27 protein-coding genes are annotated in these 26269 nt (G+C 68.4%); 16 read left to right on the top strand and 11 right to left on the bottom strand.

What is annotated here, in order from left to right:
• Positions 1–14 precede the first annotated feature (14 nt).
• Positions 15–452 (bottom strand): DUF4307 domain-containing protein, encoded by a 438-nt coding sequence (locus HNR24_RS00390; RefSeq protein WP_083504540.1) that lies wholly within the window; start codon positions 450–452, stop codon positions 15–17.
• A 205-nt stretch (positions 453–657) separates the two neighbouring features.
• Here HNR24_RS00390 and mca point away from each other — a divergent pair, with 205 nt between their 5' ends.
• From mca to HNR24_RS00410, 4 genes are all read left to right on the top strand, one after another.
• Positions 658–1590: a mycothiol conjugate amidase Mca gene (gene mca / locus HNR24_RS00395; RefSeq protein ID WP_179442788.1), complete on the top strand. Its 933-nt coding sequence runs from the start codon at positions 658–660 to the stop codon at positions 1588–1590.
• A 118-nt stretch (positions 1591–1708) separates the two neighbouring features.
• Positions 1709–2086 carry a hypothetical protein gene (locus tag HNR24_RS00400; RefSeq protein WP_058887327.1) on the top strand — a complete coding sequence of 126 codons (378 nt, stop codon included), beginning with the start codon at positions 1709–1711 and terminating at the stop codon, positions 2084–2086.
• A 123-nt stretch (positions 2087–2209) separates the two neighbouring features.
• Entirely contained in the window at positions 2210–4468 is a 2259-nt protein-coding gene (locus HNR24_RS00405) for a S9 family peptidase (protein ID WP_182494669.1), read from the top strand.
• A 158-nt stretch (positions 4469–4626) separates the two neighbouring features.
• Positions 4627–6960, top strand: coding sequence for a thioredoxin domain-containing protein (locus HNR24_RS00410; RefSeq protein WP_182494670.1), 2334 nt, complete (start codon positions 4627–4629; stop codon positions 6958–6960).
• A 4-nt stretch (positions 6961–6964) separates the two neighbouring features.
• On the opposite strand, the gene trhA is transcribed toward HNR24_RS00410, so the two are convergent.
• On the bottom strand, positions 6965–7576 hold the full coding sequence (trhA, locus tag HNR24_RS00415; RefSeq protein WP_259392468.1) for a PAQR family membrane homeostasis protein TrhA: 612 nt from the start codon (positions 7574–7576) through the stop codon (positions 6965–6967).
• Positions 7577–7807: 231 nt separating this feature from the next.
• Between trhA and HNR24_RS00420 the strand changes: the two genes are divergently transcribed.
• On the top strand, positions 7808–8590 hold the full coding sequence (locus HNR24_RS00420; protein WP_179440703.1) for an isoprenyl transferase: 783 nt from the start codon (positions 7808–7810) through the stop codon (positions 8588–8590).
• A 377-nt stretch (positions 8591–8967) separates the two neighbouring features.
• A complete protein-coding gene (gene phoH2 / locus HNR24_RS00425; RefSeq protein WP_375139283.1) occupies positions 8968–10266 on the top strand; it encodes an RNA 5'-3' helicase PhoH2 in 1299 nt (432 codons plus the stop codon).
• Positions 10267–10336: 70 nt separating this feature from the next.
• On the opposite strand, the gene HNR24_RS00430 is transcribed toward phoH2, so the two are convergent.
• Positions 10337–11047, bottom strand: a complete 711-nt coding sequence (locus HNR24_RS00430; protein WP_182494672.1) for a rhomboid family intramembrane serine protease — start codon at positions 11045–11047, stop codon at positions 10337–10339.
• A 145-nt stretch (positions 11048–11192) separates the two neighbouring features.
• On the opposite strand from HNR24_RS00430, the gene HNR24_RS00435 reads away from it, so the two are divergent.
• Together HNR24_RS00435 and HNR24_RS00440 are read left to right on the top strand one after the other, a co-directional pair.
• A complete protein-coding gene (locus tag HNR24_RS00435; protein WP_182494673.1) occupies positions 11193–11864 on the top strand; it encodes a MarR family winged helix-turn-helix transcriptional regulator in 672 nt (223 codons plus the stop codon).
• A gap of 48 nt (positions 11865–11912) precedes the next feature.
• On the top strand, positions 11913–13334 hold the full coding sequence (locus tag HNR24_RS00440) for a class II fumarate hydratase (RefSeq protein WP_182494674.1): 1422 nt from the start codon (positions 11913–11915) through the stop codon (positions 13332–13334).
• 81 nt (positions 13335–13415) lie between these two features.
• On the opposite strand, the gene HNR24_RS00445 is transcribed toward HNR24_RS00440, so the two are convergent.
• The 4 genes from HNR24_RS00445 to HNR24_RS00460 form a co-directional block, all read right to left on the bottom strand.
• Positions 13416–13940, bottom strand: a complete 525-nt coding sequence (locus HNR24_RS00445) for an NUDIX hydrolase (RefSeq protein ID WP_058887321.1) — start codon at positions 13938–13940, stop codon at positions 13416–13418.
• Between the two features lie 4 nt (positions 13941–13944).
• The gene (locus tag HNR24_RS00450; RefSeq protein ID WP_058887320.1) at positions 13945–14478 is read right to left on the bottom strand and encodes a prepilin peptidase; all 534 of its coding nucleotides are present in this window, start codon (positions 14476–14478) and stop codon (positions 13945–13947) included.
• 86 nt (positions 14479–14564) lie between these two features.
• Positions 14565–15194 carry a carbonic anhydrase gene (locus HNR24_RS00455; RefSeq protein WP_058887319.1) on the bottom strand — a complete coding sequence of 210 codons (630 nt, stop codon included), beginning with the start codon at positions 15192–15194 and terminating at the stop codon, positions 14565–14567.
• Positions 15191–15814, bottom strand: coding sequence for a DUF4245 domain-containing protein (locus tag HNR24_RS00460; RefSeq protein ID WP_058887318.1), 624 nt, complete (start codon positions 15812–15814; stop codon positions 15191–15193). The genes HNR24_RS00455 and HNR24_RS00460 overlap by 4 nt, the downstream gene beginning before the upstream one ends.
• 134 nt (positions 15815–15948) lie before the next feature.
• Here HNR24_RS00460 and glpX point away from each other — a divergent pair, with 134 nt between their 5' ends.
• Both glpX and HNR24_RS00470 read left to right on the top strand, forming a co-directional pair.
• Entirely contained in the window at positions 15949–17013 is a 1065-nt protein-coding gene (gene glpX / locus HNR24_RS00465) for a class II fructose-bisphosphatase (protein WP_058887317.1), read from the top strand.
• A 59-nt stretch (positions 17014–17072) separates the two neighbouring features.
• Positions 17073–17372, top strand: coding sequence for a putative quinol monooxygenase (locus HNR24_RS00470; protein ID WP_058887316.1), 300 nt, complete (start codon positions 17073–17075; stop codon positions 17370–17372).
• 63 nt (positions 17373–17435) lie between these two features.
• On the opposite strand, the gene HNR24_RS00475 is transcribed toward HNR24_RS00470, so the two are convergent.
• The 3 genes from HNR24_RS00475 to HNR24_RS13870 all read right to left on the bottom strand — a co-directional run bounded on the left by HNR24_RS00475 (position 17436) and on the right by HNR24_RS13870 (position 18892).
• Positions 17436–17702 (bottom strand): hypothetical protein, encoded by a 267-nt coding sequence (locus tag HNR24_RS00475; protein ID WP_058887315.1) that lies wholly within the window; start codon positions 17700–17702, stop codon positions 17436–17438.
• 2 nt (positions 17703–17704) lie between these two features.
• Complete coding sequence (locus HNR24_RS00480) at positions 17705–18553, bottom strand: S8 family serine peptidase (protein WP_259392377.1); 849 nt, start codon at positions 18551–18553, stop codon at positions 17705–17707.
• Between the two features lie 120 nt (positions 18554–18673).
• The gene (locus tag HNR24_RS13870) at positions 18674–18892 is read right to left on the bottom strand and encodes a hypothetical protein (protein WP_259392378.1); all 219 of its coding nucleotides are present in this window, start codon (positions 18890–18892) and stop codon (positions 18674–18676) included.
• Positions 18893–19168: 276 nt separating this feature from the next.
• Between HNR24_RS13870 and HNR24_RS00485 the strand changes: the two genes are divergently transcribed.
• The 5 genes from HNR24_RS00485 (at position 19169) to HNR24_RS00505 (ending at position 24545) form a co-directional block, all read left to right on the top strand.
• On the top strand, positions 19169–20365 hold the full coding sequence (locus HNR24_RS00485) for a 5-(carboxyamino)imidazole ribonucleotide synthase (protein WP_058887689.1): 1197 nt from the start codon (positions 19169–19171) through the stop codon (positions 20363–20365).
• A gap of 86 nt (positions 20366–20451) precedes the next feature.
• Complete coding sequence (gene purE, locus HNR24_RS00490) at positions 20452–20958, top strand: 5-(carboxyamino)imidazole ribonucleotide mutase (RefSeq protein ID WP_058887688.1); 507 nt, start codon at positions 20452–20454, stop codon at positions 20956–20958.
• Complete coding sequence (locus HNR24_RS00495; protein ID WP_182494676.1) at positions 20955–22592, top strand: LCP family protein; 1638 nt, start codon at positions 20955–20957, stop codon at positions 22590–22592. Before purE ends, HNR24_RS00495 begins: the two co-directional genes overlap by 4 nt.
• 19 nt (positions 22593–22611) lie before the next feature.
• Positions 22612–24036: a mannose-6-phosphate isomerase, class I gene (gene manA, locus HNR24_RS00500; RefSeq protein WP_182494677.1), complete on the top strand. Its 1425-nt coding sequence runs from the start codon at positions 22612–22614 to the stop codon at positions 24034–24036.
• Entirely contained in the window at positions 24033–24545 is a 513-nt protein-coding gene (locus HNR24_RS00505; RefSeq protein ID WP_083504536.1) for a GtrA family protein, read from the top strand. The genes manA and HNR24_RS00505 overlap by 4 nt, the downstream gene beginning before the upstream one ends.
• Positions 24546–24584: 39 nt before the next feature.
• Here the strand turns inward: HNR24_RS00505 and HNR24_RS00510 are convergent, their stop codons facing one another.
• A complete protein-coding gene (locus tag HNR24_RS00510) occupies positions 24585–25427 on the bottom strand; it encodes a TIGR03089 family protein (protein WP_182494678.1) in 843 nt (280 codons plus the stop codon).
• Between the two features lie 178 nt (positions 25428–25605).
• Between HNR24_RS00510 and HNR24_RS00515 the strand changes: the two genes are divergently transcribed.
• Entirely contained in the window at positions 25606–26220 is a 615-nt protein-coding gene (locus HNR24_RS00515; RefSeq protein ID WP_182494679.1) for a WhiB family transcriptional regulator, read from the top strand.
• The last annotated feature ends 49 nt before the right edge of the window (positions 26221–26269 follow it).

Here is a 26269-nt window from a genome sequence, read left to right on the forward strand (position 1 = left end):
GAAGAGGCAGCTGGCTACTCGATGTCCCAGCAGGAGTCCACCACTCCGGTGACTCCGCGGGACTCGGTCCGCAGCTCGGTGCGGTAGTACTCGCTGCGATCTCCTGGTTCCGACCCTTCGTGAGGGCCGATCGTGATGACCCGGGCGCCGACAACCGCGTAGCTGTTGTCCAGCACGTGGATCATGCACTGCACAGTAACATCTCGGTCCTTCGAGACCTCGAAGTCGACTGTGGCCTCGGTGTCCGAGATGATCGTGTATCCGACGTCGTTGTGCGTGATCTGACCGACCGCGTTGCCCACCGTGAAGTAGACCATCGCGCCGAGCGCGAGGATCAGGGCGCCGATGATCATCCAGCGCTGGGACTTCGGCGAGGCGCTGCGCCTGCGGGCGCCGTACCGTGACTCCAGCTCGGTGGAGGACTCGGCGTCGGTGGTGCTGGACTCAGTCATCAGGACTATTCTAGGTGCTTATGCAGAGTTCACATCGCACCCTCCCGCAGACGTCCTCGACGGATGCCTCCACCCGTTCCTCGGCTGAGCCGAGCTCGCTGGCAGGAGACCACGAGGGCTCACTGGATACGCACACCGATCCCGCACCTCGCGCGACCGAACAGCCCGGCACCGAACAGCGTGGACCGAACAGCACGGCACCGATATGAGCACCGACGTGGTCCATACTCAGGTGACCGGAGCTGCGGCCCGGAGCCTGCCGCCCTCGAGCGGGCTGCGCATGCTGGCAGTGCACGCCCACCCCGATGACGAGTCCTCCAAGGGTGCTGCGATGATGGCGGCCTACGCGGCGGCCGGGGCGGAGGTCATGGTGGCCACGGCCACCGGCGGTGAGCAGGGTGACCTGCTGAATCCCGCGGCCGAAGAGATCCTGCAGACCCACCGAGACCTCCCCGGGGTGCGCCGGATGGAGATGGCCGAGGCTGCCGAGGCGCTGAACATCTCCCACGTCTGGCTGGGCTTCGCCGATTCCGGTCTCCCCGAGGGTGACCCGACCCCGCCGCTGCCGTTCGGCAGCTTCGCGACGTTGCCGCTGGAGCAGGCCGCAGCTCCGTTGGTGCGCCTGGTCCGCCGCTTCCGGCCGCACGTGATCCTCTCCTACGACGAGGTCGGGGGCTACCCGCATCCGGATCACATCATGAGTCACAAGATCACGGTGGAGGCCTACCGTGCCGCCGGGGATCCCACGCAGTATCCGGGCCTGGGGGAGGCCTGGGAGCCGCAGAAGCTGTACTACGACCGCGCCTTCAACCCAGGCAGGTTCGAGGCGATCCATAACGCCCTGATCGAGGCCGGACACGAGTCCCCGTACGAGGATCGACTCCTGCGCTTCCGGGACGGTTCGATCCCATGGATGACCGAGCACAAGGTCACCACGCAGATCCCGGTGGGCACGTTCCTGGAGCACCGTGACCGGGCCCTGCGCGCCCACCGCACCCAGGTGGAGCCCGATGGCTTCTTCTTCGCGACGCCCAACGAGTTCCTGCGCGAGGTGTGGCCCTGGGACGATTATGTGCTGGTGGATTCCCGGGTGGAGACCGAGCTGCCGGAACACGATCTCTTCAGCGGATTGCGCTGAAGACTCGGTTCACCGCCGGATTTCTACAGCGCGTAGACTTGGACCAGCGGTCGCCGTCGGCGGCTGTCGAAGAGGCCCGGTCCGGCAGGACTGACGACGTTCGAAGGCAGAGACACCTGTGGTTCTAATTCCCTCGGTCAACAACCCATGGCCAGGTGGTGGCGGCGGCGGTGACGCGCCCGAGCTCCGTCCTGGGCTGGAAGAGGCCGAGATCACGCCTGGGATCGAGGGCTTCTTGTTCACCGCCCTGGTCGTGGTGCTGCTGATCGTGGTGGTCCGCGACCTGGTCAAGCGGATGCGCCGGATGAAGTACCGGGCGCAGGTGGAGGCGGAGTACGTCGAGGACGAGGCCGAGTTCCCCGGGGAGATCACCGAGGCGGAGATCTCCGCCGCCCAGCAGCGCTCCCGCGACGCCGCCGCCGAGGCCCGCTTCGGCCCGGCCCCCACCACGGCGACCCCGCCGGTGGAGAACGAACCCCAGCCGCCCTCCCACTGAGCCCAACCTCCCTCCTGGTTGCGTTGAGGGGCGGTTTTCGCGAGCAGTTGAGTGGGATCTCGGTGCCAGATACCCGCAGATACAGCCCCTCAACGAGCCGGTGGGGTGTCCTACACTGGCGCCATGGTGAGAACTCTTCCGTACGGCTCCTGGCCCTCAACGATCTCCGCTGAACAGCTCGCCGTCGGTGGCAACCGGCTGGGCTCCCCGCAGTGGGTGGGCGAGCAGCTCTTCTGGAGTGAGGCGCTCGCCGCCGAGGGTGGCCGGCAGACCATCGTTCGGACCCACGCGGATCCGCGCAGCTCTGATATGGCCGACGACGACGGCGCCGCCCGCCCCAGCTCCCCGCTGCCCTCCGGAACGGTGGCAGTGCTGCCGGCACCGTTCAATGCCCGGTCTCGGGTCCATGAATACGGCGGTGCCTCCTGGATCGCGCTGCCCGCGGCTGCTGACTCACCGGCTGCTGACTCACACGCTGCCGACTCACCGGCCGCTGACTCGCACGCTGTTGACTCACAGGCTGCTGACTCCGCCACCGGTGGAGCCCCTGCCGCGTCGCTGCCAGCTGGGGCCCTGCCCGCTGGAGCTCTGCCCGAGGGCGGCGCGGCGCAGGCTCCGGTGGTGCTGTTCGTGAACTTCACCGATCAGCGGGTCTACGCCTTCGTCGAGGGCGGCACCCCGCAGCCGATGAGCCCGGTGGGGCCCGAGGTGAGCTCCGCCGGGGGACCGTCGCTGCGCTGGGCGCAGCCCACTGCGGTCAGGCTCTCCGATGGCGCCACGGAGGTGTGGTGGGTCTGCGAGGAGCACCTCGACGGAGCAGACGTACACGGCGCCCCGCTGATCGAGCGCTACATCGCGGCGCTCCCGCTGGATGGCGCCGCGGCCGAGGATCAGTCGATGGTGCGCAAGGTGACGCCCTCCTCCCGGTTCCTCGCGCACCCGCAGCTCTCACCCGATGGGACCCAGCTGGCCTGGATCTCCTGGGAGCACCCGCAGATGCCCTGGGACGGGACCGAGCTGCGCCTGGGCCGCGTCGCCGGGGGGATCGTGGTCGAGGATTCGGTGCTCGACGGGGGAACCGAGGTCTCGGTGCTGCAGCCGCAGTGGCGCCGAGACGGCGAGCTGCTCTACCTCAGCGACCGCTCCGGCTGGTGGAATCCCTGGACGGTCCAGACTTCAGCGGATCCCTCCGCGGCACCGGCTCCGCGCCAGCTGCTTCAGGATCCGCAAGAGTATGCCGGTCCGCTGTGGCAGCTGGGTGCGAGCTGGCTCAGCCTGATCGACGCCGACCATGCGCTGAGCATCCATGGCACAGCCACGGAGACGCTGGGTGTGCTGGATCTGAACACCGGAGAGGTGACCCCGCTGGAGCTGCCGCACACCAGCATCACCGGGGTCAGCCTGCGCCCGGACGGAGCGCTTGCGCTGCACGGCGCCTCCCGGACCGAGTTCTCCGCGATCAGCGTGGGGCGGCTCAGCGCCTCCGAACCTCAGTGGCGGCTCGACCAGCTCGGCGTCGTCCGGTCCTCCCGCGAGGACGCGCCAGATCCGGGGCTGCTGCCGACCCCGGAGCCGATCACGGTGCCCGGGCCCGGGGGCGAAGAGGTCCACGCGGTGCTCTACCGGCCGCGCCAGACCGGATACGCGGCGCCGGCGGGGGAGCTGCCGCCGTTCATCGCGCAGGTCCACGGCGGACCCACTGGACAGGCCGCCGTCGGGCTCTCGCTGGGCATCGCGTACTACACCTCGCGCGGCATCGGCGTGGTGGACATCAGCTACGGCGGATCCACCGGGTTCGGTCGGGCCTACCGCGACCGGCTCAAGGGCCAGTGGGGCGTGGTGGACGTGGCAGACACCGTCGCGGTGATGGAGCACCTCGTCAACCAGGGCATCGCCGACCCCCAGCGGCTGGGGATCGAGGGCGGGAGCGCCGGAGGATGGACCACCCTGGCGTGCCTGACCCGCACCGAGACCTTCGCGGCAGGCGTCTCCAGCTTCGGCGTGGCAGACCTGGTGGCGCTGGCCGAGGACACCCACGACTTCGAATCTCGCTACCTCGACGGGCTGGTGGGTCCCTATCCGGAGGCTGCTGAGATCTACCGCGAGCGGGCCCCGCTGAACCACGTGGACTCCCTGAGCTGCCCGGTGCTGCTGCTCCAGGGCGACGAGGATCCGATCGTCCCACCCAACCAGGCTGAGATGTTCCGCGACGCCCTGGCCGCGAAGTCCATCCCGCATGCCTACCTGCTCTTCGCCGGGGAGCAGCACGGATTTCGCAAGGCCGAGAACATCACCGCCAGCTTCGAGGCCTCGCTGAGCTTCTACGGCCAGATCTTCGGCTTCGAGCCCGCGGGGATCCCACACCTCGAATTGAGCCGCTGACCCCTCCTCGTCAATCTTGAGCGGCTGATTCTACGAGCAGTTGAGTGGGATCGGACCCCGAGATGCACGCAGATTCCGCCTCTCAACGCGGAGGGGGGTGGCCGGCTGACCCTCGAGGGGCGCTCGACGCTCGCTCGGTGGTGCGCGAGACTGGGCTGATGGGACACCGCCTCGCCGCAAGCTCGTCGCTCTACCTCCGTTCTCACGCGGAGAACCCCGTGGACTGGCACCCCTGGGGAGCCGAGGCGTTCGCCGAGGCGCGCCGCCGGGATGTCCCGGTGTTCGTGTCCATCGGCTACGCGGCCTGCCATTGGTGCCACGTGATGGCGCGGGAGTCCTTCGCGGACCCGGGGCTCGCCGAGAAGCTCAATGAGCGGTTCGTCGCGATCAAGGTGGACCGCGAGGAGCACCCGGATGTGGATGACACCTATATGGCCGCCACCCAGGCGATGACCGGGCAGGGCGGCTGGCCGATGAGCGTGTTCACCCTGCCCGACGCGCGGGTCTTCCACGCCGGGACCTATTTCCCGCCCCGCCGGGTGGGACAGGTCCCCTCCTTCAGCGAGGTCCTCGACGCCGTGCACCAGGCCTGGACCGAGCGCCGGGCGGAGGTGGAGACCTCCGCAGGCCAGATCGCAGCATCGCTGGGTTCCCAGCGGCGGCAGCAGGCAGGACTCGCCACCACGGTCACCACCCAGGACGACGACGCCGCGCCCCGCCACCCCGAGGAGCCGGGCGTCCCAGAGGGGCCTGGTGGCCCCAATGAGCCTGGTGGCCCCAAGGGTGCCGGGCCGCGCTCAGGGACGCCGCGCCCGGCGGGCATGGACTCCGAGGAGCTCGATGGGCTCGTGACCGAGGCGCTGGCGGTGCTCACCGAACAAGAGGACCGAGTCCATGGCGGCTTCGGCTCCGCACCGAAGTTCCCGCCCTCCCCGCTGCTGGGCTTCCTGCTCGAGGAGTCCGCCTGGGATCCGGGCTCCACCGCGGCAGGACTGGCGGTCCGCACGCTGGAGACCCTCGGCCGCTCCGCGCTCTTCGACCAGGTCGAAGGCGGCTTCGCGCGCTACGCCACCGACCTGGCCTGGGCGCTGCCGCACTTTGAGAAGATGCTCTACGACAACGCCCCGCTCATCGGGCACTACGCCCGGCTCAGTGTGCACCCGGCGGCAGATCAGCCCTGCCGAGAGCGCGCCGAGCGGGTGGCCAGGCTCAGCCTGGACTGGCTCCGCGAACGGATGCGGCTGGCAGAGACCGGTCTGCTCGCGTCCTCCTTGGATGCCGACACGGTGGATGCCCAGGGCCACCACGCCGAAGGTGCCACCTACCTGTTCTCCGACGCCGAGCTGCGCGATGCCGCCGCGGCCGTGGGTCTGGGGGAGCAGCACCAGGAGCTGCTGGTGGCGCTGAATCGAGGGGTGCCTGCCGATGAACAGGCGATCACCCGGGGTGCTCCGCTGCACATCGACGAAGACACCCCGCGCACGCTGCACTTCGACGCGCCCCTGAGTCAGGCCCAGCAGCAGCTGTGGCAGCAGCTGGTGCCGGAGCTGCGCCGTCGTCGGGCGCTGCGGGATCAGCCGGCCCGGGATGAGAAGGTCGTCGCCGCCTGGAATGCGCAGGCCATCTCTTCGATGGCGACCGCTGCCGCGCTCTGGGACGATTCCGCGCTTCTGGGGCAGGCCGAGGCGCTCGCGGACCGGCTCTGGCAGGTCCACGTGCAGCAGGAGCCGACCGGAGCATCCGAGGCCGATTCCAGGGGTGCCTCCGGCGCTGCCGGAGGCGCTGCCGAAGGGATGCCCGCTGAGGATGACGCCGGCCGGGCGCGGGTGCGGCGCATCTCCTACGCCGGAGTCCCCGCCTCTGAGCTGGGCGGACTCGCCGATCACGCACACCTCGCCGTGGCCTGCTTCCAGCTGAGCTCCGCCGGGGCGGATCCCGGGTGGATCCGCCGCGGCGCCGCGGTGCTGCGCCAGATCCTGCAGAACTTCGTGCGTGAGCAGGACGGTGGGATCGAGATCCTGGAGAACCCGGACACCGCCGGGCTGCTCGCCACGGCGCAGCAGGGTCCGCTGCTGGCGACTCCGCTGGACGGTCCGGAGCCCAGCAGCGTCGCCGCTTTGGCCCAGGCGCTGCAGATGGCGGAGGCGCTGGAGCTGCTCGACGCCGAGGACCTCAGGCCGGAGCAGATCCTGCAGCACGTCAGACTTGCCGCGGCCAAGGCCCCCACGGTGATCGGGGCTTCCCTGCTGGTCGCCCGGCGGGCGGGTCGCAGGTCCCCAGCCTTCCGCTTCATCGCCGGCACCGCGGAGGACCTCGTGCAGGTGCGCCGGACGGGCGCGCTGCTCGGGGTCCCGGTGGAGCCCGTGGAAAAGGGGTCCCAGCGCCCTGGAGCTGACCTTCAGCTGAGCGTGTGCCTGAACTCCGTGGGCGCGATGGTCTGCCTGCCCCCGGTGAGCTCGGTGGAACAGGCGCTGGACGCGCTGCGCGGCTGAGGGATCAGTCCAGCAGCGCGAACATGATCGCGATGTAGTGGCAGATGAACCCGATCAGGGTGCAGGCGTGGAAGAGCTCATGGAACCCGAACCAGTGCAGCGAGAGGTTCGGGCGCTTCAGCGCGTAGAAGACCGCCCCGACGATGTAGAACAGCCCGCCGACGCAGATCAGCGTGGCCGCGGCGACATCGGCGGCGAAGAAGTCCCCGAGGAACACCACGGCCGCGAGTCCGAGGATGATGTAGACCGGGGTGTAGAGCCAGCGCGGGGCATCGGTCCAGAACACCCGGAACGCGACCCCGCCCAGGGCGCCGATCCAGACCGCGGCGAGAAGGATCACATCGCGGGGCTCGGGAAGCAGCGCCAGGGTCAGCGGGGTGTAGGTGCCGGCGATGATCAGCATGATGTTGGTATGGTCCAGCCGCTTGAGCACCCGCTGTGTGCGCGCCGACCAGGTCCCCAGGTGATAGGTGGCGGAGACTGCGAAGAGCAGCAGTCCGGTGATGACGTAGACCACCGAGGCCGCGCGCAGCGTGCCGGAGGGCGCCAGCGCGATCAGCACGATCCCTGCGATCAGGGCCAGCGGCACCATGCCCGCGTGGAGCCAGCCGCGCATTCGCGGCTTCAGCGGCACCTCGGAGTCGAAGAGCCGCTCAGCGGGGGCGGTCCTGCGGTCGGGAAGCTCGGTCTCATGCTCTTTCGGGGCCACGGCGCCAGTGTAGAGCCACAAATGACTCACCAGTAACATCATGTGTCGCACGCCGCACTCGACGACCTGCCCTCTCCTGGCGGAGATCGCGGTGCCGTCCCTTAGGGTGGGGAATGCGTCAATACCGCAGGAGGTCCCATGGGGCTGCGTTCCCTCGCCTATGCCGTCTATGAACGGCAGATCAGCCGTGCGCTGCCGCAGGATCGGATCCCGCAGCACATCGGTGTCGTGGTGGACGGGAACAGGCGCTGGGCCAAGCTGGCCGGCACTCCCACCGCCGACGGGCACCTGGCTGGTGCGAATAAGATCGTGGAGTTCATCGACTGGTGCGCCGAGCTCGGCGTGCCCACCGTGACCCTCTACATGCTCTCCACAGACAATATGAGCCGCTCCGCCGAGGAGCTGGATCAGCTCATGGAGATCATCGCCGACACCTTGGAGCGGCTCTGTGAGTCCCGCCCCGGAGGACGCCCCGTCCGGGTTCATCCCGTGGGTCAGCCCGAGCTGCTGCCGGCTCCGCTGGCGGAACGTCTGCGCTGCATGGACGCCGAACTGGCACAGACCGACCAGGAGCCCGCGGTCCACGTGAACGTGGCGGTGGGTTACGGCGGGCGCCAGGAGATCGTCGACGCGGTCAAGGAGCTGCTGCGCGACGCCGAGGCGCAGGGTCGCAGCATCAGTGAAGTCGCCGAGGAGCTCACCCCGGGCTCGATCGCAGACTGGCTCTACACCCGCGGTCAGCCGGACCCCGATCTGATCATCCGCACCTCTGGGGAGCAGCGTCTCTCCGGCTTTCTGATGTGGCAGTCCGCGTATTCGGAGTTCTATTTCTGCGAGGCGCTCTGGCCCGACTTCCGCCGGGTGGACTTCATCCGCGCACTGCGCGACTACGCACAGCGGCAACGGCGCTTCGGGAACTGAGCCTCACAGGCGTCCGGGGCCGAAGAGTTTACCGATTCGTCACACGTAGATCACCGAGAACTACTCCCATGTAGTTCTGCACCGGAGTACTCTGAGAAATGTCAGAACACTGACCGGAGAGGCCCGATCACGTATGCCACAGGCATCACGGAGAAGGGGTCGGACCGGCCCCGCAGGGCTGAACCGACCACCCCTGAGAATCACAACGGGGACAGCACAAGGTTCCGCCACGAGCCGCCAGGCGCCTGCCACACGGCCCTGTGGACGGAACCTTCTGTGTTTCCGGATATGGAGAAACCGTGGCCTCCTCGCATCTGACCCCTGCAGCCCCTGACTCCGTCAGGGGTGACGCGCTCGACTCGACCGTCGCCGGCGCGATCGCGCAGAAGTCCTACGTGCTCGACACCTCCGTGCTGCTCTCCGACCCGAAGGCCTTCCTGAGGTTCGCCGAGCATGAGGTGATCCTCCCCGTCGTCGTGATCTCCGAGCTGGAGAAGAAGCGTCACGACGCCGAGCTGGGCTACTTCGCCCGCTCGGCGCTTCGGCTTCTCGATGAGCTCCGGGTGAAGCATGGGGCGCTGAACCGGCCGATCCCGCTCAACGACCTGGGCGGGAAGCTGCTCGTGGAGCTCAACCACATCTCGCTGGAGGTGCTCCCACATGGCTTCCGAGATGCCGACAATGACGCGCGGATCCTCGCGGTGGCCAAGAGCTTCGCCGACGAGGGCCGGGAAGTCACCGTGGTCTCGAAGGACCTGCCTATGCGGGTGAAGGCCTCCGCCATGGGGCTTGCGGCCGATGAGTACCGCAACGAATGGGTCACCGACTCCGGCTGGACCGGCCTGGCCGAGGTCAGCGCCAGCTCTGAGCAGATCAATCAGCTCTACGAGGGCGAGAAGATCGACCTCGAGGACGCCGAGGAGCTGCCGGTGAACACCGGACTGGTGATCTCCTCCGATCGCGGCTCCGCGCTGGGCCGCGTGAAGCAGAACGGCGCCTCACACAAATACGTCCAGGTGGTCCGCGGAGATCGCGAGGTCTTCGGGCTGCATGGCCGCTCCGCCGAGCAGCGCCTGGCCATCGACATGCTGATGGACCCGGAACTGGGCATCGTCTCGATGGGAGGTCGGGCCGGAACGGGGAAGTCCGCGCTGGCCCTCTGCGCCGGGCTCGAAGCCGTGCTGGAGCGTGCTGAGCACAAGAAGATCATCGTCTTCCGTCCGCTCTACGCGGTGGGCGGCCAGGAGCTGGGCTACCTGCCCGGCTCCGAGGCGGAGAAGATGAACCCCTGGGGCCAGGCGGTCTACGACACGCTCGGCGCGCTGGTCTCCGAGAACGCCCTGGATGAAGTGATGCACCGCGGGCTGCTCGAGGTGCTGCCGCTGACCCACATCAGGGGCCGGTCGCTGCACGATGCCTGGGTGATCGTGGATGAGGCGCAGTCCCTGGAGAAGAACGTGCTGCTGACCGTGATGTCGCGGATGGGACAGAACTCCAAGATCGTGCTCACCCACGACGTCGCCCAGCGTGACAACCTCCGGGTGGGCCGGCATGACGGCATCGCCGCCGTGGTGGAGATCCTCAAGGGCAACCCGCTCTTCGGCCACGTGACCCTCACCCGGTCCGAGCGCTCGCGGATCGCCGCCCTGGTCACGGAGCTGCTCGAGGACGCATAGCCCTCGAATCCGCGACGCATGGCCTCACATCGCGAGGGATCGCCCCGTCCGCCCCTGGTGGGCGGGGCGATCAGCCGCGGGCGAGCTTCTTCGCGGCCTTCTCGGCGCGGATGGACCTGGTGAAGATGAATGCGACGATGAGCCCGGCCACGGCCCCCGCCAGGTGACCGGACCAGGACACGCCACCAGGGCTGATCGGTGTCATCCCGATCAGCATGCTCAATCCGTAGAGGAACAGCACCGCCAGGGAGAAGATGACTGCCAGGATCTTGCGGGTGATGAAGCCGTAGGTGACCAGGAACGTGGCAAAGCCATAGACCACGGCGGAGGCGCCGATGTGCAGTCCTCCGCAGTCGAAGCCGGCCGGGGCGTTGCAGATCCACGGGGTGCCCCCGATCCAGAGCAGCACCCCCGAGAGCAGCCAGATCATGGCCGTGATCATCGCGAAGCGCCGAGTCAGCAGCGAGAGCATACCCCCCAGAACCAGCCAGGACATCGAGTTGCTCAGGATGTGCCCGAAGCTGCCGTGCAGCAGCGGCATGAACAGGATCCCGATCAGGCCCTCCGCCTCCCGAGCCTGCAGCCCGAGTGCCCGGTTGAGCCAGTTCCCGGTGAAGACCATCACCAGGTACACCGCCCACATGCCCACCAGCGGCACGACGACGGGCAGGAACGTGCGCCCCGCGGTGGACTTCAGGTCAGTGCCGAGGGAGCCCCACGAATCACCGGATTCGACGCCGCTCGGCTCGCCTGATCCGCGTCGCTGGAATTCTCTGCGCATCACTCCATGCTACGCAGGCGCGAGCTCGAGGGTGTGACACCGGTGGCAGGGTGACCATCGGTGCCCTACCATTGCCTAGAGCAGCTAACACTTAGTCTGCCCAACAGTCGAGATGTGGTGGTCGGCAGGCCATCCAGAGGTGAAGATGTCGAAGGTCGAACCTGGACCCCAGAAAGCCACGGTCAGTGTGCTGGCTCCCGAGGCGGTGCCCCCTTCCCCCGACGCGGCGGACCTGGACGCCCCCGCCCCCAGCGCGCTGACCCCGACACTCCCGGAGCACACTGCACCCCAGGAGCCCGCTGCGCCCGAGGGCCACGCTGCACCTGAAGAAACCGCTGCACCGCCCGCGCGGCCGGGAGGCTACTGGTATCAGGACTCCACTCACGCGCCGAGTTCGGTGGAGGTGCTGAACCTGCTGCGCAGCTACCGGGAGGCCGAGCGCCGGATGCGTTCCCGGACCCGGGATTCGATGAGCATGGGGGAGAGCGACCTGCTCGCGCTGCGCTACATCCTGCGTGCTCAGAGCGCCGGGGAGCTGCTGCGACAGCGCGATCTCGCCCGTGAGCTGGACATCAGCGCCGCCTCGGTCAGCGTGATGGTGGACCGGCTGATCCGCGACGGGCACGTCCGCCGGGTGCCGATCCCCGGTGACCGCCGATCCGTGGCGATCGAGCCCACCATGTCCGGGGACCACGAGGTGCGCCAGACGCTCTCTGCGATGCACACCCGGATGCTCCAGAGCGTGGAGAGCCTCGATGAGGCGGAGCGCGCCGCTGTGGCCAAGTTCCTCCACGGGTTGATCGCCAGCGTCGGCTGAGGCGCGTCACTGGTCAGGCGCCGCGAGATCGGTTATTAGACTGAGGCTATGACCGAGAACACTGCTGAGACCGAATACCGTATCGAGCGCGACACCATGGGCGAGGTGAAGGTGCCGGCACAGGCTCTCTACCGTGCACAGACCCAGCGCGCCGTGGAGAACTTCCCGATCTCGGGACGCACCCTGGAGCGTGCCCACATCGAAGCCCTGGCGCGCGTGAAGAAGGCCGCCGCCCGGGCGAACCAGGAACTCGGGGTGCTCGACGCCGAGCTCGCCGAGGTGATCGTGCACGCCGCTGAGCAGGTCGAGACCGGAGACCTCGATGAGCATTTCCCGATCGATGTGTTCCAGACCGGATCCGGGACCTCCTCGAACATGAACACCAACGAGGTGCTGGCCACCCTGGCCAACCGCTACCTGGCGGAGAAGGGCTCGGACAAGGAAGTCCACCCCAACGATCACGTCAACGCCTCCCAGTCCTCCAACGACGTCTTCCCCACTTCGGTGCACGTGGCCGCCACCTCCGCGCTGGTCAACGACCTGCAGCCGGCACTGGCCTACCTCGCCGAGGCGCTGGAGGCGAAGTCTTCCGAGTTCGCCTCCGTGGTGAAGTCCGGCCGCACCCACCTGATGGACGCCACCCCGGTGACCCTGGGCCAGGAGTTCGGCGGCTATGCCGCACAGGTGCGCTACGGCGTCGAACGCATCGACTCGGCGCTGCCGCGCGTAGCCGAGGTGCCCCTGGGCGGGACCGCCGTGGGCACCGGGATCAACACCCCGGAGGGCTTCGCCGAGAAGGCCATCGCCAGCCTGGCCAAGGACACCGGGCTGCCGCTGACCGAGGCGCGCGACCACTTCGAGGCGCAGGCCAACCGGGACGGGCTGGTGGAGGCCTCCGGACAGCTGCGCAACATCGCGTACTCGCTGATGAAGATCAACAACGACCTGCGCTGGATGGGATCGGGCCCGAACACCGGACTCGGTGAGATCGCGATCCCGGATCTGCAGCCTGGCTCCTCGATCATGCCCGGCAAGGTCAACCCGGTGATCTGCGAATCCGCGATCCAGGTCTGCGCCCAGGTGATCGGCAACGACACCACCGTCGCGCTGTCCTCCACCAACGGCGCCTTCGAGCTCAACGTCGGGATCCCGGTGATGGCCGCGAACCTGCTGGAGTCCATCCGGCTGCTGAAGAACACCAGCTACGTGATGGCGGACAAGATGATCAAGGGCCTGACCGCCAACGAGGAGCGCGCCGCGTTCCTCGCCGCCGCGTCACCCTCGGTGGTCACTCCGCTGAACAAGCACATCGGCTACGAGGCCGCCGCGGAGATCGCCAAGCACGCGGTGAAGAACAAGCTCACGGTGCGCGACGCCGTGATCGAGCTGGGCTACCTCGAGCGCGGCGACCTCACCGAGGCGCAGCTGGATGAGTCCCTGGACCTGATGAGCATGACCCACCCCGGCTGACCCCCACCCTTCCTGGCTGGTTGAGTTCTCCGGTCGCTACGCAGTGACCGGAGAACTCAACCACCCAGGTTTTTTTGTGGATCAGCTGCGGAAGCGGGCCGGGGCTTCGGTGTCCAGGGCCCAGTCGATGACCATCCGTTGATCTTCACTGATCGGCTCCGGCAGTGCGGAGACCGGGAACCAGCCGACCTCCACAGACTCCTCATCATTGACCCGGGCCTGTCCTGAGACCGGCTCCATCTCCAGGACCGTGTCCAGATACCGGCAGGCGTCCCCGTTGGGGTAGCGCACCAGTCCGGTGGCGAAGACCCCCGCCACCCGCACCGGGCGGGCGAGGACGCCGGTCTCCTCCTCGATCTCTCGGACGGCCCCGACCGCTGGATCCTCACCGGGGTCGAGGATCCCTGAGGTCACGGTCCACGCCCCGTTGTCCGCCCGGCGCACCAGCAGCACCTCGGTCTCGGCGGGGGAGCCTTCCCCGATCGTCGCGGCAGCGTGGTTCTGTGCCGAGGGCCGGCGGAGCACCACGCCCCGAGTCGCAGGCACCCAGAGCTCCTTGGTGCCGATGTCTTGACGCAGCTCTTTGATGAAATCAGGGGTGGGCATGTGCTCAGCCTAGCGAGACACCGCCGCTGAAGATCAACGCCACCGCGGTGCCCAGCAGCAGGAACGGCCCGAACGGCACCGCGGTCTTGGCCGTGCCGCGACCGGAGACCAACAGTGCCGCCGCGAGGAGTCCGCCGAGCAGGAAGGACAGGACGACGGCGGCCAGCACGGTGCTCCACCCCAGGAACCCGGTGTAGAGCCCGAGCACCACGGCGAGCTTCACATCCCCCATGCCGAGAGCTGGGGGAGCGAGCAGGCGCACCGTGAGGAAGAATCCGCCCCAGACCAGGGCGGCGGCGAAGGCGCGCACGGCTGCCAGCGGCTCACCGAGGAGCAGGGCGGTGAGCACCAGGAGCACCGCGGTCAGCGCGGTCCACGGGTAGATGATCCGGTTCGGGAGTCGATGTTCGCGCAGATCGATGAAGCTCAGCGCGATGGCGCAGACCGCGAAGACGATCCCACCGATGAGCAGCAACAGGCCTGCAGAGGCGTGCCCCAGAGACCCGGAGCTCAGCAGCTCGGTGATGAACGCGATCACGCCTCCACCCTAGACCTCAGGGCCGGTCCCGGAAATGGCAGGACCGCAATGGGGAGAAGCGGGACCGATGCCGCCGACTCAGCTGGTCAGATCTCGCCGATGCTCGTGACCACGTCGGCGCGCCCCTCGGAGAGCCGGTAGGTGACACCGATGACGGCGGTTCGCCCTTCGGCCACCGCGTCGTGGAGCACCCGGGAGTGATCCACGACCCGGTGCGCGGTCTGTTTCACATGCTCCTCGACGGTCTCATTGACGCTGGTGATCCCGGCGCGCTGAGCGGCCAGCACCGAGGGCGTGATGCGTTCCACGAGGCTGCGCACGAAACCGGTGGGAGTGACTCCAGACTCCGTGGACGCAAGCGCGGCGGAGACTGCCCCGCAGGAGTCGTGTCCGAGGACCACGATCAGCGGGACCTTCAGCTCGGCGACGCTGAACTCCAGGGAGCCCAGCACGGCGTCGTCGGTGACCTGCCCGGCGGTGCGGACCACGAAGACATCGCCCAGGCCGACGTCGAAGATGATCTCTGCGGCCAGACGGGAGTCCGAGCAGCCGAAGATCGTCGCCACCGGGTGCTGGGACTCGGTCAGCGAGGAGCGGCGGGCGGCGTTCTGGTTGGGGTGCTTGGACTCTCCTGAGACGAAGCGGTCATTGCCGGCCTTGAGCAGCTCCCAGACCTCGGCGGGCAGCGGCTGGGCAGGTGCGGTCGATGCGGTCATTCTGTGGAACCTCCGTTGTCTTCCCCTGTTTCTACCTCAGCATCGATCGATTCGGCGACCGATTCGAGGAAGATCTCGAATTCCTCCGCAGTGGCTTCGCCACCCAGCACGATGGCCGTGCCGTCGATCGTGTTCTCCTCGGCCTGAAGGACGTAGTACTTCCGCTCGTCGTTCTCGCGAACCTCGAAGTTCAGCCCTGCCATGGTCTCCTCCCCGGTGGGACCGATCTGCCGGGTCGCGTCGTTGACCCAGGCGGGATTGGGCTCGTCGGTCTGAGCGAAGCTCAGGAAGCTGTGCTCCTGCACGGAGTACCCGACCTCCCAGGCGGTGACCCCGAGCTCGGCCCGGTTCTCCCACCGGGCATAGTTCGCGGTCCAACCCTCGGGCACCTCGGGAACGATGGCGTGGAACTCGGCCACGTCGCTGGTCCATCCGGCGGCCTCTTCCACGTCCACATCCGGGGTGAAGGTCACATCACGCTCCGGGCGGAGCCCCATCACCGCGAACACCGCCAACATCGTGATGGCCACAGTGACCACGACGCCGATCAGGGGTTGGCGCAGCCGCTTCGCCTGGGACTGCGTCAGCTGCGGAGTGGGGGTGTTCTCTGGCTCGGTCACCCCTCTATTGTGTCACCGCCGGCGGACATGCCAGGGCGCGTGACCACGGGCCGTGTCAACGCCGCCGACTATGATGTGCGCAGGGCCGGCGACGAGGCCGGCCAAAAGCCGAGACGACAAGGTGGCCCAAGCCCATGAACGATTCTTCGCAGCACAGCGGCAAACGCTCCGACGACGGGTCCTCCCAGGACTTCTCCCACCTCTCGGCGCGGCTGGCGGTCGGAGACTCCGAGCCGGACCGGCACCTCGCCATGGAACTGGTGCGGGTCACCGAGGCAGCGGCCATCGCCGGAGGCGCCTGGGTGGGCATGGGGGACAAGCTCACCGCCGACGGTGCCGCGGTGGACGCCATGCGCTCCCTGCTGGACACGGTGAACCTCAACGGGATCGTGGTGATCGGCGAGGGTGAGAAGGACGAGGCCCCGATGCTCTACAACGGCGAGCGGGTCGGCAACGGCACCGGGCCCGAGGCCGACGTCGCCGTGGACCCGATCGATGGGACTCGACTGACCGCACTGGGATACAACAACGCGCTGGCGGTCCTCGCCGTCGCCGAGCGCGGCACCATGTTCGATCCCTCCGCGGTCTTCTACATGGACAAGCTGGTCACCGGACCCGAGGCTGCCGACATGGTGGACCTGCGTCTGCCGGTGAAGCAGAACCTGCACCTGATCGCCAAGGCCAAGAACAAGCGGATCAGTCAGCTCAACGTCTGCGTGCTGGACCGCCCGCGCCACTCCAAGCTGGTCGAGGAGATCCGCGAGGCCGGAGCCCGCACCCGCTTCATCATGGACGGCGACGTGGCCGGAGGCATCGCCGCAGCCCGCGAGGGTTCCGGGGTGGACGTGCTCATGGGAGTCGGCGGCACTCCCGAAGGCATCATCACCGCCTGCGCCATCAAGGCTGTCGGAGGCGTCATCCAGGGCCGACTCGCCCCGACCGATGACGATGAGGCGCAGAAGGCGCTCGACGCCGGCCACGACGTCAGCCGGGTCCTGACCACCAACGAGCTGGTCACCGGCGACAACTGCTACTTCGCCGCCACCGGCATCACCGACGGCGACCTGCTGCGCGGCGTCCGGTACCAGGGCGACAAGGTCACCACGCAGTCCATCGTGATGCGCTCGAAGTCCGGAACAGTCCGGATCATCGACGCCGAGCACCAGGCGCGCAAATGGGAGTCCTATACCCGGCAGTGACGCACGGGTTCGCGCCCGGAGGGGCTGACAGGTCCGCGCGGCGCCTCTACTGTGATCCCATGACCTTCGCGAACGTGGGGACCCTGGGAGTTGCGCCGGGCGCGAGAGAGGAAGTCGTCGCGATCTTGACCCGCCATAATGCGGAGCTGGAACGAGCCGGGTGTCTTCTCTACGAGGTAGGCGTCAGTGAGGAGCACCCCGAGACGGTGTTCGTCACCGAGCTTTGGACCTCAGCCGAGGCGCATCGGGAGTCACTCCGGCTCCCTGCGGTCCGGGCCCTCATCGCGGAGGCGATGCCCCTGCTCACGGGCGAGATGGGCGGCTACCAGTTCGATGTGGTCGGGTCCCCGTTGAAGTAGATGCGCTCACGCCCCGGTCCGGTTCCGTCCCACCTCTTCAGGGCGGTTACCTCGTCCGGGCTGCTACTGGACCTCGGCGTCGGGCGGGGCGATGTGGTGCCGCTGGGCACCATCGGCGGAGGCCACGCCTGGCACAGCCGAGAAGCTCGGCGCGGCCCCTGCTGTCTGGGTCTGGACTCCAGGTGAGGTCTGCGTGTGCCCGGTGATCTGGCCCAGACTGCGCAGCACCCGGTCCACCACGAGTCCGGCGGCTTCGAGCTCTGTGACGACAGCGTCGATCCCGTCCAGGTGCTCCTCATCGACGGTGATGACCCACTGCTGTTCCGCCATGCTCACCGGCCTTCCTCAGGTGTGACCACGGCCAGTCCCGCCCCGACATCTTCCACGTCAGCGCCTTCGAGGGGGCGCGCGGTCCGGGTCAGCTCATCCCAGAGGGCCTGGCCGCGCAACCCGGTGGAAGCCGAGAGCAGCGCGGCGACGCCGGAGACATGCGGGGCGGCCATCGAGGTGCCACTGATGCTCCGGTGCAGCTCGGGTCGCGGCCAGGAGGAATAGATGTCGACACCGGGGGCGGCGATGTCGACCGCGCCACCGTCGTGCGGCAGAGAGCGGGCCGAGAAGTCCGCCACGCGCAGCCCCTGGTCAAGTGCGGCCACCGCCATGACGTAGGGGCTGTTCGCCGGCGCTCCGACGAACCCGGGATCTCCGGCAGCGCGCCCGGCATTATTGCCTGCGGCTGCGACCAACAGCGACCCCTGCTCCAGTGCCCGCCGGCCCGCAGTCACATAGGGCGGATGCACCTCGCGCACATCGGCGCCCAGGGACATCGAGATGATCTGGCACCCGTTCGCCAGCGCCCAGTCGATCCCGGCCAGGATCGAGGCGTCCGAGCCGGAGCCGTCCGCGCCGAGCACCTTGCCCGAGAAGATCTCGACCCCGGGGGCCACTCCGAAGCCTCGACCGGACGGTGGCGCCCAGGGGCCACAGGCGGAGCCCAGACAATGTGTGCCATGCCCGTGCACATCCTCGGGGCCCTCCCCGGGGATGAAGGACTCCGCGGTCACGCTGCGCCCGGCGAAGTCCGGATGCCCGACGTCGAAGCCGGTGTCGAGCACCGCGACGCGGACCCCGGCGCCCGTGAGTCCGATCTCCTGGGCACGACCGATCTCGACGGCCTGCAACCCCCAGGTCAGCGCGGCAGTGTCGGAGTGCTCAGCGAGGATGGCTCCGTTCGTGACCGCGCTGGCATCAACCGCGCCGGCATCAACCCTGCTTCGATCCGAAGGGGTCGCGCCGATCGCTTAGTAGGTCAGCTCCCGGCTGTAGCTCATCGGCGCCCGACGCTCCCGGCACCGTCCGCTGAAGGCCTCCAGGTCCCCGGGCTCACCGTCCACCACGCCCACGCCGAGCCGCGGGAAATAGATGTCGGTGGAGAATCCCTGGGCGCTGAGCAGCCCGGGAGCTCCGCGTTCCAGCATCTCGGGATCTGTCGTGTCAAAGGTCACTACGAAACGTTCCATGGCTGTCCCATCTCTGCGCCGCGCCGACAAGTGGGCACCAGGCTAGGGTCGCAACCTGCACATCAGCCGAGTGACCTGGAGATTGTTCCCAGCGGCCGACCGTCCGGCGCAGATCACTCCGACCGGGGGTGTTTCCCTGTGCGAGGGGACAGAACTGATGACGCATAATTGGGGACTGTGACGCGACAGGACAGCAACCCAGCCCCGCCCAACGGCCCCCGCGGCCCGGCCGGCACTCCAAGGATCGGGGTCATCGGCGACGGCCAGCTGGCTCGCATGATGGCTCCCGCCGCCGTCGAGCTGGGCCTGGAGCTGCACCTGCTCGCCGGCTCCGCTGACTCCTCAGCCGCCCAGGTCATCCCGCACACCACGCTGGGCGACTACACCGACCCAGCACAGGTCACCGCCTTCGCCGCCGACGTGGACGTGATCACCTTCGATCACGAACATGTCCCCGCCGAGGTCCTCGCCGCGCTCGCCCGCGACGGCGTCAGCATGCACCCCGGGCCGGACGCGCTGCTCTACGCTCAGGACAAGCTCGCGATGCGACGCGCCGTGGAGCAGTTGGGCCTGCCGAACCCGCGCTGGGCGGAAGTCCGCAGCGTCGCGGAGCTGCGCGCCTTCGGTGAGGAGGCCGGCTGGCCCGTCGTGCTGAAGACCCCGCGCGGCGGCTATGACGGAAAAGGCGTGCGCATGATCGATTCCGCCGATGCGGCGTCCACCGCCCAGGACTGGTTCTCACGCGCGGAAGAATCCGGCGCGGGCCTGCTCGCCGAGGAGAAGGTGCGCTACACCCGCGAGCTCTCCGCGCAGGTGGCCCGCTCCGCGACCGGAGAGACCGTCACCTATCCGGTGGTGGAATCCACGCAGACCGACGGGGTCTGTGACGAAGTGATCGCCCCCGCCCCGCTGACCAGCCAGGACCACGTCGAGGTCGCCGAACGTACTGCTCGCACCATCGCAGAGCAGCTGCAGGTCACCGGGATGCTCGCCGTGGAACTCTTCGAGATCAGCGAGGACGAGGCCGACCCCGAGACCGGCGTCGTCGCCGGGATCTACATCAACGAACTTGCCATGCGCCCGCATAACTCCGGGCACTGGACCATGGACGGCTCCATCACCAGCCAGTTCGAGCAGCACCTGCGCGCGGTCCTGGGGCTTCCTCTCGGGGCGACCGAGGTCAAGGGCGGCGCCGGGGGCTACACCGTGATGAAGAACCTGCTCGGCAGCGCCTCGGGTGCAGAGCGGTCACTGCATGACTCCTTCCCCGCCGCGATGCGTCGCTCCCAGGGCTCGAAGATCCACCTCTACGGCAAGGCCGCGCGGCCAGGTCGCAAGATCGGACATGTGAACATCCTCACCCAGACCCATTCCACGCAGGAGACCTGGGAGGCCCGGCGAGCCCGGCTCCAGCGCGTGCGCCGGGCCGCAGCAGATGTGGCCGAGATCATCGTGGAAGGACCTGCCCAATGAGCCAGCCCGCCGAGAACCCCTCCGCGCCGGATTCGCGCGCGGAGACCCAGCGCGCAGACACCCAGCCCGCCCAGGTCGGCCTGGTCATGGGATCGAACTCCGACTGGCCGGTCATGAAGGCCGCCGCGCAGGCCCTCGACGAGTTCGGGATCACCTTTGAGGCCGACGTCGTCTCCGCCCACCGCATGGCCGAGGAGATGATCAGCTACGGCAAGACCGCGCACCAGCGCGGGATCCGCGTGATCATCGCCGGAGCCGGGGGAGCCGCCCACCTGCCGGGCATGCTGGCCTCGGTCACCCCGCTGCCGGTGATCGGCGTCCCGGTGCCGCTGAAGCACCTCGACGGGATGGATTCCCTGCTGAGCATCGTCCAGATGCCCGCTGGAGTCCCCGTGGCCACCGTCTCGGTCGGCGGCGCCCGCAACGCCGGGCTGCTCGCCGTGCGCACCCTTGCCGCCGGGGACTCCGCGCAGGCCTCCCGACTGCGCGAGCAGCTGCTCGACTTCCAACAGTCGCTGGCACTCGAGGCCCACGCCAAGGGCGCTGCGCTGCGCGAAGAAGCCGCCGAGTTAGGGACATACCGCACACGATGACCGACTCCGCCATCAGCTACCACCGGTTCGACAGCCAGCCGGAGGTGATCCGCAGCCCCCAGCGCGGCACCGAGACCGACCGCACCCGACGCGCCCTGATGCTGCTGGGGATGACCCTGCTCATCCCCGGTTCCGCCCAGATCGCGGCAGGCTCGAAGAAGCTGGGCCGTGCGGCTCTGGCAGTGACGGTGGCCTGCTGGTTCACCGCGCTGCTGCTGGGACTGATGTTCCTCACCATGCGTTCCGTCGTGCTCTCGCTGCTGACCCAGCCGTTCATGCTCTGGCTCAGCGCAGTGGTCCTGGGCGCCCTGGCCATCGGCTGGTGCATCCTCTGGCTGGACACCTTCCGGCTGATCCACTTCACCTCTCTGGCGCCGGGGCTGAAACCGATCGTCGCCGTCGTCCTGGCGGTGCTGATGGCGGTGACCTCCGGGTCCCTGGGCTACGGCGCCAAGCTGGTCAACGAGGGCCGTGCCGCGCTGGACGGAATCTTCGCCTCCGGGCCCGCCATCGACGCCGTGGACGGACGCTATAACTTCCTGCTGATGGGCGCCGACGCCGGGGAGGGACGCGAGGGGCTGCGCCCGGACTCGATCCACGTAGTCAGTGTCAATGAGGACTCCGCCGAGACCATCATCTTCTCGATCCCGCGCAACTTCCAGAACGCCCAGTTCAACGAGGACTCACCGCTGAACGCCGTCTACCCGACCGGCTACGACTGCGGGGATGAATGCATCATCAACTTCCTCTACACCGATGTGATGAACAACCACCAGGATCTCTACCCCGAGGCTGAGGACCCGGGCGCCGAGGCCATGATGGACGCGGTCTCCGGCAGCCTGAACCTCGAGGTCTCCGGCTATGTGATGGTCGATATGGGCGGCTTCGAGAACCTGATCGACGCAATGGGCGGGGTGACCGTGGACTCCGGCGGATGGGTGCCCTACCGCGGCCCGCTTCCCGATGGCAGCTGGGGGGACAACTGGTGGGGCCCAGGGGTCTACACCTTCTCCGGCCAGGAGGCGCTGGCCTATGCCCGCTCCCGGACCTACAGCTCTGACTACAACCGGATCCAGCGCCAGCAGTGCATCCAGCAGGCGATGATGTCCCAGTTCAACCCGCAGACCCTGCTGACCCGTTTCAGTGAGATCATGCAGGCCGGCGGGAACGTGGTGGAGACCAACCTGCCGCAGTCTCAGCTGGGCTCCTTCCTCGACCTCGCGGTGGACGCGCAGGGCCAGACCCCGCAGCGCCTGGTCCTCGGCGCCCCGGACTTCGGCGCCTCCGGAGACCTGTTCTCCACCTACCCGGACTTCGAGCAGATCCAACGTCGGGTGGATGAGCTGATCGCCAACGAGCAGGCCGACGACGCCGGCGGGCTCTTCGGCTCCGCCGGGTTCCTGCCCGCCCAGTCCGGTGCTCTCGGTGTGATGCTCACGACACCTCCGGCCAGCGGACAGGCCGCCGACGCCGTGGAGGAGGACGAACCCTCGATCGACCCCACGCCGCCGCCCACCCAGCCCGACGGCTCCGAACTGACCCGGGAGTACCTGATCGAGGCCCAGATGACCGGTCAGACCGGCTTGCTGGAACAGGCTGCCTCCTCGAACTACCGCTGCGAGCCCGTGAATTAGGGCTGGTAGGGTTCTCCCGATGTTCAAGATGATCAACCCTGTTCGCGACTACGCGTGGGGCTCCACCACCGCGTTCAGCGAGCTCTTCGGCTGGGCCGCCTCAGCGACTCCACGGGCGGAGATCTGGATGGGTGCCCATCCTTCAGATCCCTCCTGTCTGGAGCTGGGTGCAGAGTCCTCCCGGACCATGCCCGCCGCCCAGGCCGCAGAGGCTGACCGAGCAGCAGGCACCATCCAGGCTCCTGATGCGACCCGCCCCCGTGAGGCGCCGCGAGCCTGCGGTGAGGTCATCTCCCTGCCGGACTATCTGCGCGAGGCCGAGGAGCTCCCCGACGGGTTCTCCTTTCTGCTCAAGGTCCTCGCCGCCGACCGTCCGCTCTCGATCCAGTCGCACCCCACCGCGGACCGTGCCCGCCGCGGCTTCGCGGCCGAGGAGGCCGCCGGGATCGCCGCCGATGCCCCGCATCGCAGCTATAAGGATCCCAATGCCAAGCCGGAGCTGATCGTGGCGCTGACCGAGTTCTCGGCGCTCTGCGGCTTCCGGCCCTACCCGCAGGCGTCGAAGGTGCTGACCTCGTTGCGCGCCGCGCTGGCCCTGACCGGAGGTTCGGCGCAGCAGACCCGGCTGCCCGGTGTGCTGGACCGGCTCCAGGGGTTCGTCGAGGCGCAGGACTATCGGGCGGCGCTGGAGCACCTGCTCGGGAGCGGACGCACCGAGGTCGAGGCCGCCGCGCACGAGCTGCACGAACTGCTGCAGTTCTCCACCGGCTCCGCAGAGCACCCGGCTGCGGATCTCGGTGACTCCCTGGACCCCGGCACCCGAGAAATGCTGCTCCAGGTCAGTGCGGCATTCCCCGCGGATCCGGGCATCTTCGTCACGCTGCTGCTGAACCAGGTCCGGCTGCAGCCCGGGGAGTCCATCTACCTCCCGGCGGGGAATCTGCACGCCTATCTGCACGGAGTGGGCGTAGAGCTGATGGGGAACTCCGACAACGTGCTGCGCGGCGGACTCACCAGCAAGCACCTCGACGTGGAGGAGCTGCTGCGGGTCACCGACTGGGAGGTCCTCCCAGTTCCGCACTGTCCGGTGCGACGTTCCGGATCGGCTCCGAGTCGGGCCCGGTACCAAGCGCCCTTCCCAGAGTTTCAGCTCGAGAGCCTCGAGTTCCCGGGGGAGACGGTGCTCGAAGGCGCGGGCTGCGCCATCGTGCTGTGCACCGCCGGAGAGCTCACGCTGGGGGCCCCGTCGGAGCCTGAGATCCCGGTCCAGGATCCTGCAGTCACCGGCTCCGCAGGAACCTCTCGTATGCTGACCCTGAGACCGGGCGAATCCGCCTTCCTGCCGGACCCCACCGGCCACCGGCTGAGCGCGCTCGCTCACGCCCAGGCCTTCGTGGCCCACACCACCTCCGTCAGCCCAGACCAGGAGCATCCACGCCCATGATCACCAAGCTGTGGCGGCGTATCGAAAACCTCTTCCTCACGCTCTGGCGCGAGGTCGCCAAGTTCGGCGCCGTGGGCGGTGTCGCCTTCATCATCGACTCCGCGATCTTCCTCTGGCTGATCAGCGGACCCATGGACGACTCGCAGCTCAAGGCCAAGGTGGTCGCCGGCGTCGTCGCCACGTTGTTCTCCTGGATGGCGAACCGCTACTGGACCTTCCGGCACAAGCGCTCCACCGGCAAGACCCGAGAGCTGATGCTGTTCCTGCTGATGAACGCCATCGGACTGGGCATCCAGACCGGCTGTGTCGGTGTGGCCAAATACCTGCTGGGCATGGATTCGGTGACCGAGGTCTTCATCGCCGGCAACGTGATCGGACTGGTGCTGGCGACCATCTTCCGGTTCTTCGCCTATAAGTACTGGGTCTTCACCACCGATCGCGGCTCCCTCACGGATCTGCCCGCGGACCAGGACCCCGCCGCCGACGCCGCCGAGGTCACCACCCGCTGATCCGGGCTGACGCAGGACTCCCGCACCGGACGCTCAGGGTCAGCGGACCGCCTCATTGCGCAGCATCTGCTCCCACGTCTGCGGCTGCGCGGTCGGATCGCCCGGGAACAGCACCACCGGGCGGCTCTGCGCCCAGGTCTCCAGCATCTGCGGCAGCAGGTCTGGCGCACCCCAGTGGGTGAGTCCCCAGTCCTGCAGGGGCGCCTGCGGCGAGGCTCCGACGACGACGAGCCCGCCGCCTCGCCCAGCTGCCGTGCCGAGCTCTGAGCGTGCCCCCTCCGGCACCGGGACCTCGGACAGCTCACGCGGCGGCAGCGGTGCCGGCAGCTGGTCCGGATGCTGGCGCACCTCCGCGGAGATGTCCAGCGCCCAGGCCGGGAGCCGCTGGCCGGTGGCCTCCTCGAAGGAGGCATCCAGCAGGCCGGGTGAGAGCGCAGCCAGCTCCGCGTCCCCCAGCAGCTGTCCCCAGGTTCCGGATCCCGTCCAGTCGCCGGGACGCTCGGTGACCACCAGTCCTGGCTGCTGTGCTGTGACGGCGGCGGCGAGCCCCTCCTGGTCGCTCTGCGGGGCTCCGGGATCGATCACGGAGATCTTCCAGCCCAGGGCGCCCGCGGCGAGCAGAACGGCTGCGGCCTTCCAGTGCGCGGCGGCGTGGATCAGCACGGCGTCGTCAGCCTCGATCTCGGACTCCTGATCGAAGAGCCCGATCAGCTTCACCGTCCAGTTCTGCAGCACCCGCCCGGAGAGCTCCACGCGCTCCTCGCCCTGACCGGCTCCGTACCAGATCAGCGCCGGCTGCGGACGGGCCTCGAGCAGGTCCAGCAGGGCGGGGAAGGTCTGCGGCGGGCCGGCGGTGGAACCACTGAGTGTGAGCGGGGTCATAAGATCTCTCCTGAGCTCGCCACGCCTCGCGCACAGCGAATCTTCGACGGCGTGTCGGGCGTGATCAAGGGGTTGACGGTCTGGTAGTGGCGACTTAAGTCGCTCACTTGACGGATCATTACTTACGCCAGTGTAATTAGGTGCAGTACACGCAGGATCAATCTCGGGAGGCCCTTTGATGGGGAACGCAGAGCGGCTGGGCGCAGAACGGCCCGGCACCACGGCCATAGCCCGCAGGACGGGACTCGAGGTTCCTGCTGATTGGTTCGTGGACCCTGCTGATCCTCAGGCCGCTGAGCGCCTGGAGCACGGCAAGACCTTAGAGGACCAGGCCACCGCCTTCCTCGCGGCCCATGAGGAGGCCGAACGGCTCGCAGACGAGGGTTCCTCCGCCGCGACGGGCTCCTCGGTCACCGCCCTCAGTGAGGCTCCCTCCCGCCGCACTGAGGCGCCGACCCACGAGGCTCCGAGTCATGAGTCCCTGGAGACCTCAGCACCCCAGACGCGGCCGGCAGAGCCCGGCCGCACCTGGCTGGGTCTGCCCGCGCTGGTCCCCACCGAGGAGATCGAAGGCGAACTCGCCTGGCAGGTGGACGCGCTGTGCGCGCAGACCGATCCGGAAGCCTTCTTCCCTGAGAAGGGCGGCTCCACGCGTGACGCCAAGAAGGTCTGCGGCGCCTGCAACGTGAAGCAGGAATGCCTGGAGTACGCGCTGGGCAACGACGAGCGCTTCGGCATCTGGGGCGGACTCTCCGAGCGCGAACGGCGCAAGCTTCGGAAGAGAGCACTCTGATCAACGGTCCAACAGGACCCCACATCGCCGCCGTCGTCCTGCACGACGG

It is taken from the genome of Nesterenkonia sandarakina (assembly GCF_014138825.1).
In the GTDB taxonomy this organism is placed as follows: Bacteria; Actinomycetota; Actinomycetes; order Actinomycetales; family Micrococcaceae; genus Nesterenkonia; species Nesterenkonia sandarakina.

What these genes read in the sequence shown, in the direction of transcription:
- HNR24_RS00390 (WP_083504540.1), bottom strand. Translation starts at nt 452, where the DNA reads ATGACTGAGTCCAGCACCACCGACGCCGAGTCCTCCACCGAGCTGGAG.
- mca (WP_179442788.1), top strand. Translation starts at nt 658, where the DNA reads ATGAGCACCGACGTGGTCCATACTCAGGTGACCGGAGCTGCGGCCCGG.
- HNR24_RS00405 (WP_182494669.1), top strand. Translation starts at nt 2,210, where the DNA reads ATGGTGAGAACTCTTCCGTACGGCTCCTGGCCCTCAACGATCTCCGCT.
- HNR24_RS00410 (WP_182494670.1), top strand. Translation starts at nt 4,627, where the DNA reads ATGGGACACCGCCTCGCCGCAAGCTCGTCGCTCTACCTCCGTTCTCAC.
- trhA (WP_259392468.1), bottom strand. Translation starts at nt 7,576, where the DNA reads ATGCGCGGCTGGCTCCACGCGGGCATGGTGCCGCTGGCCCTGATCGCA.
- HNR24_RS00420 (WP_179440703.1), top strand. Translation starts at nt 7,808, where the DNA reads ATGGGGCTGCGTTCCCTCGCCTATGCCGTCTATGAACGGCAGATCAGC.
- HNR24_RS00430 (WP_182494672.1), bottom strand. Translation starts at nt 11,047, where the DNA reads ATGCGCAGAGAATTCCAGCGACGCGGATCAGGCGAGCCGAGCGGCGTC.
- HNR24_RS00435 (WP_182494673.1), top strand. Translation starts at nt 11,193, where the DNA reads ATGTCGAAGGTCGAACCTGGACCCCAGAAAGCCACGGTCAGTGTGCTG.
- HNR24_RS00440 (WP_182494674.1), top strand. Translation starts at nt 11,913, where the DNA reads ATGACCGAGAACACTGCTGAGACCGAATACCGTATCGAGCGCGACACC.
- HNR24_RS00445 (WP_058887321.1), bottom strand. Translation starts at nt 13,940, where the DNA reads ATGCCCACCCCTGATTTCATCAAAGAGCTGCGTCAAGACATCGGCACC.
- HNR24_RS00455 (WP_058887319.1), bottom strand. Translation starts at nt 15,194, where the DNA reads ATGACCGCATCGACCGCACCTGCCCAGCCGCTGCCCGCCGAGGTCTGG.
- glpX (WP_058887317.1), top strand. Translation starts at nt 15,949, where the DNA reads ATGAACGATTCTTCGCAGCACAGCGGCAAACGCTCCGACGACGGGTCC.
- HNR24_RS00470 (WP_058887316.1), top strand. Translation starts at nt 17,073, where the DNA reads ATGACCTTCGCGAACGTGGGGACCCTGGGAGTTGCGCCGGGCGCGAGA.
- HNR24_RS00475 (WP_058887315.1), bottom strand. Translation starts at nt 17,702, where the DNA reads ATGGCGGAACAGCAGTGGGTCATCACCGTCGATGAGGAGCACCTGGAC.
- HNR24_RS13870 (WP_259392378.1), bottom strand. Translation starts at nt 18,892, where the DNA reads ATGGAACGTTTCGTAGTGACCTTTGACACGACAGATCCCGAGATGCTG.
- HNR24_RS00485 (WP_058887689.1), top strand. Translation starts at nt 19,169, where the DNA reads ATGATGGCTCCCGCCGCCGTCGAGCTGGGCCTGGAGCTGCACCTGCTC.
- purE (WP_058887688.1), top strand. Translation starts at nt 20,452, where the DNA reads ATGGGATCGAACTCCGACTGGCCGGTCATGAAGGCCGCCGCGCAGGCC.
- HNR24_RS00495 (WP_182494676.1), top strand. Translation starts at nt 20,955, where the DNA reads ATGACCGACTCCGCCATCAGCTACCACCGGTTCGACAGCCAGCCGGAG.
- manA (WP_182494677.1), top strand. Translation starts at nt 22,612, where the DNA reads ATGTTCAAGATGATCAACCCTGTTCGCGACTACGCGTGGGGCTCCACC.
- HNR24_RS00505 (WP_083504536.1), top strand. Translation starts at nt 24,033, where the DNA reads ATGATCACCAAGCTGTGGCGGCGTATCGAAAACCTCTTCCTCACGCTC.
- HNR24_RS00510 (WP_182494678.1), bottom strand. Translation starts at nt 25,427, where the DNA reads ATGACCCCGCTCACACTCAGTGGTTCCACCGCCGGCCCGCCGCAGACC.
- HNR24_RS00515 (WP_182494679.1), top strand. Translation starts at nt 25,606, where the DNA reads ATGGGGAACGCAGAGCGGCTGGGCGCAGAACGGCCCGGCACCACGGCC.